This is a genomic window from Chitinophaga nivalis (genome assembly GCF_025989125.1).
GTDB lineage: Bacteria > Bacteroidota > Bacteroidia > Chitinophagales > Chitinophagaceae > Chitinophaga > Chitinophaga nivalis.
In genome coordinates this window covers 6,047,268-6,062,021 of record NZ_JAPDNR010000001.1, presented here as the reverse complement: position 1 = coordinate 6,062,021, position 14,754 = coordinate 6,047,268, and the positions used below count along the sequence as shown (strand labels likewise).

General features: G+C 44.3%; 12 protein-coding genes. 7 read left to right on the top strand and 5 right to left on the bottom strand.

Annotated elements, in window-relative coordinates:
• Nucleotides 1–120 precede the first annotated feature (120 nt).
• The 6 genes from OL444_RS22820 to OL444_RS22795 all read left to right on the top strand — a co-directional run bounded on the left by OL444_RS22820 (nucleotide 121) and on the right by OL444_RS22795 (nucleotide 9,561).
• Nucleotides 121–2,127 carry an FAD-dependent oxidoreductase gene (locus OL444_RS22820; protein WP_264729530.1) on the top strand — a complete coding sequence of 669 codons (2,007 nt, stop codon included), beginning with the start codon at nucleotides 121–123 and terminating at the stop codon, nucleotides 2,125–2,127.
• A 166-nt stretch (nucleotides 2,128–2,293) separates the two neighbouring features.
• Nucleotides 2,294–6,823 (top strand): DUF6443 domain-containing protein, encoded by a 4,530-nt coding sequence (locus OL444_RS22815; RefSeq protein WP_264729531.1) that lies wholly within the window; start codon nucleotides 2,294–2,296, stop codon nucleotides 6,821–6,823.
• A complete protein-coding gene (locus tag OL444_RS22810) occupies nucleotides 6,823–7,257 on the top strand; it encodes a hypothetical protein (protein WP_264729532.1) in 435 nt (144 codons plus the stop codon). The genes OL444_RS22815 and OL444_RS22810 overlap by 1 nt, the downstream gene beginning before the upstream one ends.
• Nucleotides 7,258–7,377: 120 nt before the next feature.
• The gene (locus tag OL444_RS22805) at nucleotides 7,378–7,881 is read left to right on the top strand and encodes a hypothetical protein (RefSeq protein WP_264729533.1); all 504 of its coding nucleotides are present in this window, start codon (nucleotides 7,378–7,380) and stop codon (nucleotides 7,879–7,881) included.
• Nucleotides 7,882–7,893: 12 nt separating this feature from the next.
• Nucleotides 7,894–8,544, top strand: coding sequence for a hypothetical protein (locus tag OL444_RS22800; RefSeq protein ID WP_264729534.1), 651 nt, complete (start codon nucleotides 7,894–7,896; stop codon nucleotides 8,542–8,544).
• A gap of 555 nt (nucleotides 8,545–9,099) precedes the next feature.
• Nucleotides 9,100–9,561 carry a hypothetical protein gene (locus OL444_RS22795; protein ID WP_264729535.1) on the top strand — a complete coding sequence of 154 codons (462 nt, stop codon included), beginning with the start codon at nucleotides 9,100–9,102 and terminating at the stop codon, nucleotides 9,559–9,561.
• A gap of 114 nt (nucleotides 9,562–9,675) precedes the next feature.
• On the opposite strand, the gene OL444_RS22790 is transcribed toward OL444_RS22795, so the two are convergent.
• The 5 genes from OL444_RS22790 to OL444_RS22770 form a co-directional block, all read right to left on the bottom strand.
• Nucleotides 9,676–10,272, bottom strand: a complete 597-nt coding sequence (locus OL444_RS22790; RefSeq protein WP_264729536.1) for a hypothetical protein — start codon at nucleotides 10,270–10,272, stop codon at nucleotides 9,676–9,678.
• Nucleotides 10,262–10,732 (bottom strand): RNA polymerase sigma factor, encoded by a 471-nt coding sequence (locus OL444_RS22785; protein ID WP_264729537.1) that lies wholly within the window; start codon nucleotides 10,730–10,732, stop codon nucleotides 10,262–10,264. The genes OL444_RS22790 and OL444_RS22785 overlap by 11 nt, the downstream gene beginning before the upstream one ends.
• A 7-nt stretch (nucleotides 10,733–10,739) precedes the next feature.
• Complete coding sequence (locus OL444_RS22780) at nucleotides 10,740–11,582, bottom strand: alpha/beta fold hydrolase (RefSeq protein ID WP_264729538.1); 843 nt, start codon at nucleotides 11,580–11,582, stop codon at nucleotides 10,740–10,742.
• A gap of 208 nt (nucleotides 11,583–11,790) precedes the next feature.
• Nucleotides 11,791–12,552, bottom strand: coding sequence for an XRE family transcriptional regulator (locus tag OL444_RS22775; protein WP_264729539.1), 762 nt, complete (start codon nucleotides 12,550–12,552; stop codon nucleotides 11,791–11,793).
• A 286-nt stretch (nucleotides 12,553–12,838) separates the two neighbouring features.
• Nucleotides 12,839–13,981 (bottom strand): TlpA disulfide reductase family protein, encoded by a 1,143-nt coding sequence (locus OL444_RS22770; RefSeq protein ID WP_264729540.1) that lies wholly within the window; start codon nucleotides 13,979–13,981, stop codon nucleotides 12,839–12,841.
• Nucleotides 13,982–14,068: 87 nt separating this feature from the next.
• On the opposite strand from OL444_RS22770, the gene OL444_RS22765 reads away from it, so the two are divergent.
• On the top strand, nucleotides 14,069–14,740 hold the full coding sequence (locus tag OL444_RS22765; RefSeq protein WP_264729541.1) for a suppressor of fused domain protein: 672 nt from the start codon (nucleotides 14,069–14,071) through the stop codon (nucleotides 14,738–14,740).
• Nucleotides 14,741–14,754: the final 14 nt, after the last annotated feature.

The window sequence follows — 14,754 nt, the reverse complement described above, 5'->3', positions numbered from 1 at the left end:
AGATAACAGCGAAGCATATACGCTGTTGTCTCCCTTTTTGGGTGTGGAAAACACCGTTTGTCATTCGCACTGATTTTGATTAAATTCCCGGTATTGTTAACCACCCAATTAATCCCTGATATGAAAAGTTTTTTCAAACAATTATTCCTGCTCATCAGCGGGCTCACGGGCAACCTGATACCTGTACAGGCCCAAACGGTGCGCGAAGTGGATGTATGTATTTATGGCGCTACTGCCGCCGGCGTTGTTGCTGCCTATACGGCGCAGCAGCTGCACAAAACCGTGTTGCTCATAGAGCCGGGCAGACACCTGGGCGGCCTTACTGCCGGTGGCCTGGGCTATACCGATATCGGTAATAAATATGCCATCACCGGCTTGTCGCGGGATTTTTACCGCCGGGTAGGGCAACACTACGGCCGGCTGGAACAATGGATTTTTGAGCCGCATGTAGCCACGCAAATCCTGCAGCAATACTTAAACCGGGCAGGCATAACGGTACAGTATCGCTACCGCTTGCAGAGCGTCAGCAAAACAAATGGTTACATCACGGATATCAGCCTGCAACCCACCACAGATACCGCTGGCTTATCACCTTTTCAGGTGAAGGCAAAGATGTTTATTGATTGTTCCTATGAAGGCGACCTGATGGCCGGCGCCGGTGTAACGTATACGATCGGGCGGGAAGCCAACAGTCAGTATACTGAAACCTACAATGGCGTGCAGCTGCGCGACATACATCAGTTTCCCGATAGCATTGATCCCTACCGGGTTCCAGGCGATCCGGCCAGCGGCCTGCTGTGGGGCATCAGTGCAGATACCCTGGCTACGAAGGGCAGTGCCGATCAGAAAGTACAGGCCTATAATTTCAGGATTTGTTTAACCAAAGATTCCGCTAACCGTATATCGGTGACCCGGCCGCTCCGCTATGATTCTTCCCGTTATGAACTATTGCTGCGGGTGGTCCGTAAGCTGGCGCCCACCAGTCTGGCGCCATTGCTGAAAATAGACCTGATGCCTAACAACAAAACAGACATCAACAACAAAGGACCTTTTTCTACAGATATGATCGGCGCCAACTACGCCTATCCGGAAGCCAGCTATCAGACCCGCCGGCAGCTGATACAGGAGCATGAAGACTATACGAAAGGCCTGCTCTATTTTATTGGCAACGATAGCCGGATGCCGCTGCATTTGCGCCAGGAGATGCTGCAATGGGGATATCCCAAAGATGAATACACCGATAACGGTAACTGGACGCCGCAACTCTACATCCGCGAGGCGCGTCGTATGGTGAGCGATTATGTGATGACACAGGCGAATTGCGAGGGACGGCAGAAAATAACCGATACTGCTGGTATGGCAGCGTATACGATGGACTCGCATAATTGTCAGCGCCTGGTGGTGAAAGGGATGGTGAAAAATGAAGGGGATGTGCAAATAGGTGGCTTTGGTCCTTACCCGATTGCCTATCGCTCGATTGTGCCTAAAAGTACCGAAGTGAAAAATCTGCTGGTACCGGTTTGTTTATCTGCCAGTCATATTGCCTATGGCTCTATCCGGATGGAGCCGGTGTTTATGGTATTGGCACAATCTGCCGCCACGGCCGCCGTGATGTGTGCCGACAGTAACCGCAGTGTGCAGCAACTGAATGTGACGGCCCTGCAGCGGGAGCTGCAGAATAATCCACTGGCAGATGGCAGCACGCCTGATATCCTGGTAGATAATGATGATACCGCCCGGGTAAAACTGGTGGGTGTCTGGAATCGTTATACGCCTGTGAGTTATGGTCCTTCTGCTTTTACAACGGTAGCTACAGCTACCAGTCCGTTGAAAACGGCGCGGTTTACACCGCTTGTTAAACAGGCGGGCAGCTATCATGTTTATACCTATATCCCCAAAATACCTGGTCTGGCGCCAGCCGTTGAGGTGAACATTTTTGATAGCACCACCTTGCGGAAACAAACCATTGCGCCGGCATCGGTAGTGGTACTGGGGCAAACCACCGGTGAATGGCTGGACCTGGGCGTGGTGACATTGCCGGCTGGTACCGGTAGTTATGTGGAGATCTCCAATAACAAAGCCATTGGTATTGTAGTGGCAGATGCGGTTTTATTGATCAAACAATAAAATAACAATGGTGCGCCGGAAATTATCCGGCGTGCCATCGTCATATTTCGCGGAATGTAATTATTTTGCAGGAGCGTCAGTAGCGTATGTAATGTTGGAAACCCACTACCTGCTGATATAACAGTAATGGTTATACTGAATCAGGATAAATAGGATTCGGATGATCATGATAAAATCATTTATTCCTGACCCCCGTTTTATGTTTGGAAAATATACCTATACCGGTTGCCTGACGGCAATATCCCTACTTCTGAGTAGTTTGTTGCATGCGCAGCACAAACCCACTCCCGGAAACGGCGTATCTGCCTTGGCTGCACCCGTACCTGGCGCTTATAGCAATACGACCATTAACTATATCCGTGTCTGGGAACCGGCGATGCCCACTACCGATAGCGCCGCAGTGGTGAATGCCAGCCGGCCGGTAAGAGAGGTGCGGCAATCTACCCAATACTTTGATGGACTGGGCCGGCCTTTGCAAACGGTCGCCAAAGGCATGAGTAATACGGGCAAAGACGTGGTGGCGCCGGTGGTGTATGATGCCATGGGTAGAGAACAATATAAATACCTGCCGTATGTGCCGAAAACGGGTAACGTCAGTGATGGTAAATTCAAAACCGATCCTTTTACCGCGCAGCAATCCTTTTATGCAGATCAGATACTGAATCCGGGTGCTAAAAATGAAGCCGTTTATTATAGTCAGACAGATTTTGAAGCGTCGCCGCTGAGCCGTGTACTGAATACCTATGCACCGGGTAACAGCTGGGCGAAAACCGGTGGTAATCATCCGGTAAAACAAGGATACGAAGTGAATACGGCTACAGATTCCGTGCGGATCTGGAATATGCAGGGCAGTACCCCTGTTACCAATGCTATCTATAGCACCGGCGCGTTATTTAAAAACATAACGACCGATGAAAACGGCAACCAGGTAGTGGTGTACAAAGACAAAGACGACCTGGTGATGCTGAAAAAAGTACAACTGGCCACTACGCCTGGTACGGCACATATGGGCTGGTTGTGTACTTACTATGTGTACGACGACTTAAACAACGTTCGTTTCGTAATCCCGCCGCTGGCCACCGAAAAAATTACCAGCACCTGGAATGTGGCGTCGGTAGCAGCTGAACTGTGTTTCCAATACCAATACGATGGGAAGAACCGGATGATCGTCAAAAAAGTACCTGGCGCCGATTCTACGGAGATGGTATACGATGTGCGGGATCGCCTGGTATTTGTGCGGGATGGAAAATTACGTGCGGGCAATCAGTGGCTGGTGACATTCTACGATGCTATCAACAGGCCCGTAGAAACAGCGCTGTATAACAGCAATACTAACCGCGCTACCTTACAAACCAACATGAATGCAGCCCTCACGGATGGTACGACTGCCTATACTTTCCCAGGTATCAAAGACTTATTTGTAGATAAACATGATCGCAATAGTTATGTCGCCACCAACAGCGTCACGCTGGATGATGGTTTTGATTCCGGTAGTGGTGCCAATGTGGACGTGTTTATAGATTCCACCTTAACCGGTGAAATGGCTACTGTTACAGTGTCCAATCCATTGCCGGGTATTCCGGCATCGGCGCTGGTACCGCTTACCTATACTTTTTACGATCATTATAATTATGCAGGTGTACTGGCGGCAGCATTAGGAGATACCAGCAAACCGCAGGTGGAAGGCAGTGCCTTTGCAGTGCCCTATGGCAAAGCCTTAACGCAGGCAAAAGGCCTGGTGACTGGCACAAAGGTGCGCATCCTGGATACCAACCAATGGCTTACCACCACAACCTACTACAACGATAAAATCCGGGTATTACAAACCATCAGCGATAATGCTGCAGGTGGTAAAGAAACCATCACCTACCTGTATGATTTCAATGGTAAGGTATTAAGTACCTATCAGCGGCATAGCAATCCATTCAGTACGGCCACGGCTAAAACCACTTTACTGACCAAGCTGACATATGATGACGCCAGCCGGTTAAAGACCATCAAGAAACGGGTAAATGATACCACTGACCTGGAACGCACCATCGCCACCAACGATTATGATGAACTAGGACAACTCAAAACAAAGCTACTCGGCATCAACAAAAACAATCCGCCACTGGAACAGTTATCCTATGAATATAACATCCGGGGTTGGTTGCGCAGCATCAATAAAGAATACCTGAACAATGGTAGCAACGGTTCTCACTTCGGCCAGGAACTGAACTACGACAATGGTTTCAGCAATAAAAACTACAATGGTAATATCAGCGGTATCCGCTGGAAAGGCTGGAATGATCCCCTGCAACGTGCCTACGGTTATAACTATGACCTTACCAGTCGTTTAACACAGGCCTATTTCAGTCAGCAGAATAGTGGCAGCACCCAATGGGAGCAAAATAAAGTGGATTTCTCCGTACCCTGGATAAACTATGATGCCAATGGTAACATCACCAAAATGGCACAGAAGGGGATGGAGGGTACTAACATCGTTCCGCTGGATCAAATGGCCTATACCTACCTGCCCAACAGCAATAAGCTGGCAGCGGTATACGACACCAGTGGCGTATCCACTGCCCTGGGCGACTTCAAGAACGGCAAAAACACCGGTAATGATTACGACTATGATGTAAACGGTAACCTGGTGAAAGATCTGAACAAATCCATTTCATCTATCACTTACAACCATCTCAACCTGCCGGTATTGATTACCATGGATAACAAAGGCACCATCGCCTATCAATACGACGCCGCCGGTAACAAGATAAAAAAGACGGTGACTGACAGAACCGGATCAGCAGTAAAAACCACTACCACCAGTTATATCAATGGCTTCGTGTACCAGAACGACACCCTACTGTTCTTTGGCCACGAAGAAGGCCGGGTACGGCTGGCCTATAAAACCGGTCAGGCCCCTGCTTACGTATACGACTACTTTGTAAAAGATCACCTGGGCAATACCCGTCTGGTACTCACGGAGCAACGCGACTTTTCTATGTACGCCGCCACCATGGAAACACCGGCAGCCGCCAAAGAAGGCCAGTTGTTCAGCAACATCGACGATACCCGTGCCCCTAAACCCGTAGGCTACCCGGCAGAAGACACGGCACAAAATGAATCCGTTGCCAAACTGGCCGCTAAAAATGGCGGTAAAAAGATTGGCCCTTCCATCGTGCTGCGCGTTATGGCCGGCGATTCCATCCAGATTGGCGCTAAAGCCTTCTATAAATCTACCGGTCCGCAAGACAAAAACACCTCGGAACTGCCTGCAGAAAACATGCTGGCAGCGCTGGTACAAGCATTCGGCGGCACGGCCCCCGAAGCCGGCGCCCACGATGCAGCTACCGCCGGTAATCAAACCCCTTTCAATACTAACTTCTACAACAAAGACTATCAACGCTTAAAAGACAAAGAACCCAATCGCCAAAATCCTGACCGGCCTAAAGCCTATCTTAATTTTGTTTTGTTCGACGACCAGTTTAACTTAGTTGAGGAGAACAGCGGCGTAAAACAGGTGAAAGCGGAACCGGATCAACTGCAAACCTTGGCGGTAGATCAGATGCCCATCAGGAAAAGTGGCTTCCTGTATGTATATACCAGCAACGAAACGCCACAGGAAGTGTTCTTTGATAATGTGGTGTTAGGCGTAGTGAGTGGGCCGGTGCTGGAGGAAACGCATTATTATCCGTTTGGGTTGACGATGGCGGGGATAAGTTCGAATGCGTTGAAGGGAGCGAATTATCCGGAGAATCGGATGAAGTATAATGGGAAGGAGTTGCAGCGGAATGAGTTTGGAGAGGGTGTTGGGTTGGAACTATATGACTTCAATGCAAGAATCCTTGATCAGCAGATCGGACGGTTTTCACAGATAGATCCGTTGGCAGATCAAAGGATAAGCCTATCATCATACAATGCAATGAGCAATAATCCTATTAATCGTATTGACCCAGATGGACAATTAGATGACTGGGTTGGTCGTAATAATGCAGATGGAACAACTACCTATCATTGGGACGATAATATTAAAAGTGAAGAACAAGCCAGAGCCGCAGGGTTTGATGCTTATAAAGCTCCTGGCTCTATAATAGATAATGCCAAGATTGGTGAACGAAATGGAAATGACGGAAAAACGAGCGTTTATTTAGGGTACAGTAAGAACGATATTTCATTTACTTGGCCTAATTCTATTGTAACACCATTTCAGGTAGGTACAGAATGGTTGTCAGGTAATGGCCCAAGAAATAGGAGTTTTACAAATGGTGATGTTTTTACAGAAATGTTACGACAACATGAGAATGTTGAAAATACAAGGAAAACTATCATCGGAAATGTAGGAAATGGAGGAGAGTTATCAGGTAGTAGTCCTTATAGATTGGGAGGAATTAAGGGTGTTGGACTTTATTTAAAAGATTACTCAACTCTTTTAACAGGAGGGTTAACAGGGAATTTGGCGGTAACATATCTTGGTTCCTACGATTTAAAATGGACAGCTACTCCTAATTATGAAAATAACACGATTGGAGTTACTTTTTCGGTATATAATACTTCGACAATGCAATCAGCTTCAAGGCCGCCAGTTTTAGGTTATTTTCCAGGTTGGCAAGCTACAATTGGAAGTCGGATAAATACTGCATTTCAAACAGGTTGGGGGTCGAAAACTTCGCAATCATTTAATTGGACAGAAACATTACTAATGCAATAATGATGAGAGTAAAATATTTGATGCTAGTTTTTGGTTTTTTTCTATTAGGGTGTGAAGAACCCAAATTTGAAACAGAAGATTTTATTGGAGTTTGGAAATCAAATGATAATGCGACTATTACTTTTAATCAAGATGGGACTTGCATATTAAATAATTTAAATAACGCTATAATAAGTATTTCCAAGAATGAGAATGAAAAAATTAATAGTAAAGGAACCTGGAAAATATTAAATAATGTTAATAGTGGTATCACAGGAGGTAAAAGTACTGGAGTGAAAATTTCATACAACTTGATGGATAGAAAAGGAAAAGGAGGAATTCTATTTTATATATCAGGACAAGGTATTTCTGACAAAGAACCATGGGATTTATTTGTATGGAAAGGCGATCCGGACGAAATGATAAAGTACCAATTTATTAAGCAACCAAAATAACAAATGAGCTCTGTATTTTATCTACTATTAGATCCATGAAAAAGAGGAAATCTATTGTTGACTGGGAAGCAATAAAGCTATAGAGTTGTCGAGACTATTACATTTTTATATTATAACAGTATGAGGGTTGATGTTTTTTTATCAGCTATATTATCAATTGGTATAAACATCTGTTTTGCTCAATCTAACATAGATTCCATTAGTAGAAAGAGAGCCGACATGGTATTGCACAACTTTGATACGCTACCTACTAGTAAGGTACTTTATTCTATTTTAAATACATTTTATTATGTGGTGTATCCTGTAGAAAGAGGCTATAGGGAGCTGTTTGTTAAAATAGATAGCCTTGGTATGATAAGTAAGACAGAGGTGGTTAGAACAGCTCCTCTGCAGCATGAGGTTTTGTCCAAAGCATTTAATATTGACAATTATGATCAAGAATATATTACATCTATGCCTGGCGCTTCCGAAGTAAGTGGTAATATTTCATATTTTGTATTAAAAGATGTTAATGGGAAAAGATACGGTGAATATTGTTTGTCTGCTTTAACATCTCCAGTGCCCATTAATAGGGAATTATATAAATACCTTTTTGTTGAGTTGGCGAATTGTATTGGTCACTAGAAGGATTTAAATATGACGGATATTACAATTTTAATTGCTTTTGCTGTAACCATGATGTTGCAAACCTTTAGCAAGGTTTGTGAACAAGTAAAGCATATAATGGTCGTTAAAGTGCCATGTAGTCGTGAAAGAGATAAGATAGATGGGTATAAGTTTATGAAACTGATACCTTTACTTGTGATTTTCTTTACCTTAAAAGGCAATTCACAGCAACCATTTATTAGATTTTCTAGTATTATTGGTCATAATGCAAAAGATAGAAAAGGGAGTTTGAAGAAGTATACCTTTAGTGAAGTAAGGAAAATGCTGCATAAAGATTGTAAATCGCCTCTTCTTCACAGAGAGTTTAAGAATGACACTCTTTACATGCTTGAATCATTTGATATTGAAGACCAGACATATTATGGTCGTATCTGGAATCGTAAAGTGGCAGTTGAGTACAAGTATCAACAGCATAAATTTACGTATTTTGATCAGATGAAGCTATTTGATGAATCGCTTGTTGAAAACGTGCAAAGTTGGGATACTACATTGATTAATAAAGAATCTGGATTATATGGACCAACAGTTTCGGGAAGAAGGATTTATGCGACAAGGATTGTTGTTAATAATAGACTAAAGGCATTGGTTAATGATTTTGTCTTTAGTACATATTTGAAATGAAAATGAAGTTGTAAAGGAGATTCATTATTATCTGAGTGATATTGTTACAAGAGATGCTGCTAAAGGAAAAGTTTTTTATATTAATGATTTTTTTTGCTTCGTGCAAGACTTTTTTTGTACCTCAAGATGTACAAAGATTCTATTTTAAGGAAGGAAAAGACTATAAGTATAGCTTGATATTAAATAGTGACAGCTCATTTCTTTTTACAAAGAAGTATTTCGAGGTGAACGCTGCTTGTTACGGAAAATGGCACCAAATATCAAAGGATACGCTTTTAATAAAATGCAGTGATCAGGATTTGTCTGCCATGCTGCAAAGTGGTTATATGTCACAACGGGAGCAAAAGGTAATTGTGTTGAGTGAGAATAAACTGAAAGTTGATAATGTTATTTTGAAACGTAAATTAAAATAGTCAAAATCTGTAGCTGTCGCTGCAACAAGATGAAAAAGATCGTGACGATAGATTGATACTATTACATAAAGTATGTCAATTTAAAGCTGTAAAATTTTACTGACACACTTTATGTAATGGTCTCTATGCATATAATAATGCTATGAAAAACGGGTTGCTTTTGCTTTTTATCCTTGGTTTTACCAATATCTATGCACAGAAACTGCCCTTGTGTGAGGTGGTCAATGCGGTTTATGCCAGGGAACGCTCCGTAAAGGATACGTTATTGTATGTTTCATCAGGCACTTTTTCTTTTATAGATACATCTCCATGTCAAGGTACATCTCCAATAGTTATTAAGACCTTCAAAAATAAACAGGAGCTTATTACAAACCTGGAAGACGATGTGAATAGGTTTTTATTAAGTCTTTTGGTTACTGATATAGCACCAGGTAGAATGAAAATTAGTATGGAAGTGAGTCTGGTCAATAGAAGGATGTATACAGGGAAGTATCCCATAGTAGTGTTTTATGACGAAAGATTGATTGAATGTATATATGATTCTGCAAAGAGAGTTTGGGCATATGACAAAACGATTTCGGTAAAAAAGCATATTACTGATTAAGTAAGTGAAAGAATACCAACATAGCCGAGGACGATTGCTCAGAAGCGGTGATACCAAAATACAAAGCCGTACCCACCCGGGGTACGGCTTTATCACACTAATATATTTTTGCCTTTATTCCTCCAGCTGATGCCGCACCAGTTCCAGCTGCGAAATAATTTCGTTGAGTCCTGCCTGTTGTTTATGAATCGTTTTAGGCCGGATGTAGAACCAGTTAAAGGCGAGCCACAGGCTGGTAATGCCGTAAGCCAGTAACTGGCCGGTGAGATTATAATGGAGGGCATATTCGATCATATAGAGAAATATACCGGTACTCAGCAGAATGAAATAGGCCGTTAGTACTTGTTTCTGCAGAAAGGATTGCTGATAGCGGATGCGTACCATTTGTTCCAGTTGCTGTTTTACGGGTAAGCCATCTGGTTGCCGGCGGTATACCAGTCGCAGTAGGTTGCCTGCCACAGCGATGTAGGATACGATGGCTATACAGGCCAATACGATGCCGATGATGGTGGTGAGGCGTTGCGGTTGCGCCACGTATACGATGAATATGATCACCGGAAGGGTAGCCAGCAGCAATAAGATACCGAGGAGTAACTTGTTGCGGATAGCCTTTTGATATTGCCGGGCTTTCTGCGTGATGACGGTAGCAGCAGGCGCCGGGGCAGCTGTTTGGCGCTGCCAGATATTTTTGAAGTTATTTTCAGCGCTCATAAGACTTGAATTTTTGTGTTAATTTTTCTTTGATGCGATGAATCCTTACCCGCACATTCGCTTCTGAAATACCTAATATACCTGCTATTTCCGCTTGTTTAACATCTTCCAGTTCCAGGGAAATAATTAACCGGTCTGTTTCATTCAGTTGCGCGATACATTTATACAGAAACGCTACTTCTTCGTCTACGGGCCTGCCAGGTTTGTCTTCCAGTTGCAGTGGCAGGTCCTTTTTTTTGAAGCGGTTGTTTTTTTCTATTTGCCGCAGGCATTTGTTACAGGCGATGCGGAAGATCCAGGTGCCGATGGCGGATTCATTTCTGAATGCCGCCAGCTGCTGCCACACGGTGACAAAGGTATCCTGTGCAATGTCTTTGGCCCATTCTTCGTCATTCACATAACCCATGCAAAGGCGGTAGACTTTATCCCAGTGTGATTGATAGAGTTCTTCAAATACCATCCGGTGCTTACTTTAAGAAGTTATCGGTCTGCTGGAAAAACCATTCCTGGTCGTCGTACATAATAAAGTGCAGGCCTTTGGTAGCGTATTGAAGCTGTGCATTTTTCAGGTCTTTATACTGTTCAGCAATAGCCCCTTGCAGTGGTACGAACCGTGATTCCAGCAGGATGAGCGACGGACAGGTGATGGTGCTGAGGAGCGGACGCAGGTCGGTGTTGGAGAACTGGCAATAGAGCGTACCGAAGGTTTTACGATCGCTTTTTACGCTCCATTGTATCACCTGTTCTTTGTGGGTGGTATCGGAGAGTAATTGTGGAATGGTCATTTGTTGCATTTTATAAAAAGCTGTTTCATTTGTTTGCAGCATTTGGTTGACAATCGGACTGCAATCAGGATTTTCCTTTACTTTAAAAGCAGGATTCATGATAGCGCCCAGGCAGGGTAATGCATCCACGACAATCACTTTAGAGAGCAGGTCCGGATAATTCGCCGCCAGTGCCAGCGCCATACCGCCTCCCATACTATGTCCTACTACTACTGGTTTTTTCAGCTTGTTATCCCGGATATAGGCGGCGATATCTTTAATCCACTGTTGCAATTCCGGGGTCTGCTGAGCAGGTGTGCCGGCAAATCCGGCCATGGTGAAGATATAGCATTTATGAGTATTGGCATAACGTTGTACAGTGGCCTCCCATACTTCGCCGGAGCAGGCAAACCCGGGGATCAGCACCAGGGGCTGTTTGCCGGTACCTTTGATCTCCACTTTAAAGGAGGGAGCGGTTTGTGCAAATGAAGGTGTTAACCAGGAAGTAACTGTGAGCAGCATAAGGAGGAAAAATACTTTTTTCATAAAGGGTTTGTTTTTATTTTTCCTTTAGATACGGGCACGAAAGAAATGTTACAGAGATAGCAACATTTTTTTTCAGGGGTATAGGGAAGGGCGATGGGGTAGGGCACCAAAAACTTACTCAATGGAGAATTGAGTTATAGTTGATGATGATTATATTGATATTTCTATTTGATAATCAGTTTGTTTTGAATGTCTGCGCCTAAGCGTATCAGCTGGCCGATAACGGGAGTGCTTCCGGCAATTGTTTACTCATATAACCGATGAATGTCCAGATTTCGAGTACTTCGGTGATGTGTACCGTCGTGGTGTGATAGCTGGCATTCAGGGAGTGAAGGGTGAGGGTGCCGTCTTGTTTAATACGGTTGCCGACTACCTTGAATACAATTTCTTCTTCGCCACCTTTCAGGATCAATACGCAGGCGGTATTGTTTTTCAGCAATGACCAGTCTTGCAGGTATTGTGCAATGATATGGCTGCCATCCGGAATCGGCTCCATAGAATCGCCGGAGATAGGGAACATGCGGATGGTTTTACCACGGGGAAGTTCCGGTAAGGTAAATTTGGGAAGGGCGGCAATGAAGCCCGGATCGCTGAAGCCGTTGCGGTAACCTGCTCTCGCTTTCGCCGGTACATATTCCATGTTCTCTTCGTTGCTGTTGTCTACAGTAATGGGTAAAATGCGTATATCCCTGCCAGTTAGGTCTGTATTGTCGCCGGTTTCCAGCTGGAGCAGCTGCTCTTCCGGTAAAGCCGACAGGTCTGTTTTTACCAGGAGGTCAATGTCTATCCGGAAAAAAGAAGAGATCAGTACCAGGTCATCCAGCCGTGGATTTCTGGTTTTACCGCTTTCCTGGGCATATATTTTATTCCTGTTCAATCCCAGTAAATCAGACAGGTGCTGCTGTGATATTTTTCTTCTCGTACGTAATAGCCTCAGATTAGTGGCCCAGTAGAGGGGCTGTTTTGTCATTTGCTATATATTTATAATAAATATTATATGTTTTCTATGACAACAAATGTAGAGAATAAAAATGATTTGGGGAGAATATTAAGTATTTGAAGATGAGTGGTATAGGAAAAATATACGGGGCAAAAAATATCTGTTTATTTATGCATCTATATAAAAGAATATTTAATTAATAGCCTATATTTAGGGTGCCATAATTATTACAGACAGTATTATTTGTAACAAGGGTTCATGGAAAAGCAACAACTTTTACATGAACCCTTGTTTTATAAAAAGATAATGATGATCATTATTTGATCAGTTCTGCCAGCTTCTGCTCCAGTGCCTCGCCCCGCAGGTTCTTCGCTACAATTTTACCGGCAGGATCTATCAGGTAGTTCTGCGGAATGGATTTCACGTTGTAGGATTGCGCCGCTTCGTTTTCCCAGAACTTAAGATCAGATACCTGTGTCCAGGTAAGGCCATCAGCTGCAATGGCATCTATCCATTTTGCTTTTTTGCCAGGTTGGTCCAGCGATACCCCCAATACGGTAAAGTTCTTGTCTTTATACTGGTTGTAAGCTTTTACGACATTCGGATTCTCTCTTCTGCATGGGCCGCACCAGGAAGCCCAGAAATCCAGCAATACGTATTTGCCTTTGAAATCAGACAGTTTCACTGGTTTGTCGTTCACGTCATTTTGCGTGAAGTCGGGAGCCAGCGCGCCGATACTGAGTTTACGTTCCTGTTCAATGGTTTTGCCCAACGCCTTGCCGGCATCGCTGTTGCGGAGGTCCGCAGCCAGCAGGTTGTATAACGGTTCTACCGCAGCTACGTCCATATTGTTGCCGGCGAGATCACGCAACACTTCCAGGCTGAAAAAAGACTTTGGATGATCCTTCACAAATTGCTGTTGCGTGGTTTTCCGCGCAGCCATTATTTTTTCATATTGCTCCGTCAGCCCGGCCATAAATGTTTTATCATTCTTCTCGGCATCTCCGGCGCTCATATAATCGCTATTCAGCTTAGTCAGTGCCTGTTCGCCCGGCGCCAGTGCCAGCTGGTATTCTTCTACTGCTTTATTGATAGGAGAGCCGGTGATTTTTCCCTGCCGTACATCAGTAGTACCAGTGAGTTGTATGGTACCTTTTTCCAGGTAGAGCATACGCCTGTCTGCCTCCCGGTCTTTCGACAGGGCACTGATGCCCGTGCCTTTCTGATCCAGTATCAGCATGGCTACTGTGGGTTCGGTCACAGTACCTTTGAACTGAAATGCACCGTTTTTCAGCACTGCAGAATCTGTTATGATCTTTTCTGCGATCATACGGTTCAGGTATACTTTCACCGGGGCATTGACTGCATCTATTTTGCCGTTCAGGACATACTCCCCGCTCTGGGCGTGGAGAAAGGCCGGACAGGCCAATAATGCAAAGAGTACCGTTTTATGCTTCATAGCTTTTGATTATAGCGTGTAATTTAGGAACTATATTTGTTCTGTCAGTGCCACTGATGTAAAATGTAACCTAAAACTTTGTTAAGAATGGATCTCGCTACTTACCAGTCTTTATATAAAGACAACGACGCTACGCCCGGCTGGACGGCTATTGATGAACAATTGCAAAAGATTTATGGTACTACGGAACCGCTGGTGCATTGGGCTACCGCGCATAAATATATGTTGGGTGGGCCAGATCCGCTGGACGGCGTGAGCGTATATGCAGCTACTGCCGGCGATGTACCGCACTGGCATTTTGTGACGTATGGTTTTACTTCGCTGTATTATGATGAAGAAAGTATAGAAACGCCATTCAGTGGTTCCGGTTTTGAACTGACTTTCCGCCTGAAACCCCGCGCAGGATGGACGGTAGACGCGGATTCTACCTGGGTGGTAGGGTTGCTGCAAAATATTGCCCGGTACATTTTTTCTTCCAATAAATGGTTTGAACCTTTTCATTGGATGCCTGCCAATGGCCCCATTAAACTTGAGGATGATACGTTAGTCCATGGATTGATATTTATAGAAGATCCGGAAATGCCGCTCATCAATACGCCGCATGGAACGGTACAGTTCCTGCAGATGGTAGGCATCACCGCACATGAAACAGAACTGATCAAAGAAAAGAAAGTAACCGCTGCTGAGGTGGTAGCGCGTTTGCAGCAAACAAGTCCTTATCTGTTGTGCGACCTGGACCGGAAAACGAGTGTCGTGTAAGTATTAAACTACCG